Below are 525 nucleotides of genomic sequence, written 5' to 3' on the forward strand. Positions count from 1 at the left end.
TATCGCATCGCCGCTCGATACCGCTAGAACGGGATCTCGTCGTCCATGTCGCGGACGAAATCATTGCCGCCGGACGACGGCGCGCCGCCTCCGGATCGGTCATTGCCGCCATAACCGCCGCTGACGCGCTGCTGTCCGCCGCCATAGGCACCCTCGCCTTCGCCGCGGCTGTCGAGCATCTGCAATTCGCCACGGAAGCGCTGCAGCACGATCTCTGTCGTGTATTTGTCCTGGCCGTTCTGGTCGGTCCATTTGCGGGTCTGCAACTGGCCCTCGATGTAAACCTTGGCGCCCTTCTTCAGATATTGCTCGGCGACCTTGGCGAGATTGTCGTTGAAGATCACCACCTTGTGCCACTCGGTGCGCTCCTTCTGCTCGCCGGTCTGCTTGTCCTTCCAGGTCTCGCTGGTCGCCACCGAGAGATTGGTCACGGCCGAACCGCTCGGCATGTAGCGCGTTTCGGGATCGGCTCCGAGGTTGCCGACGAGGATGACTTTGTTGATTCCGCGGGCCATTTTGGCTCCT

At 61.9% G+C, this 525-nt stretch carries 1 protein-coding gene; it reads right to left on the bottom strand.

Features of this window, described 5'->3' with window-relative positions:
* Positions 1–23: 23 nt before the first annotated feature.
* On the bottom strand, positions 24–515 hold the full coding sequence (gene ssb / locus ACQY6C_RS14975) for a single-stranded DNA-binding protein (RefSeq protein ID WP_427970088.1): 492 nt from the start codon (positions 513–515) through the stop codon (positions 24–26).
* Positions 516–525: the final 10 nt, after the last annotated feature.

The organism is Altererythrobacter sp. (assembly GCF_050299635.1).
Taxonomy (GTDB): domain Bacteria; phylum Pseudomonadota; class Alphaproteobacteria; order Sphingomonadales; family Sphingomonadaceae; genus Erythrobacter.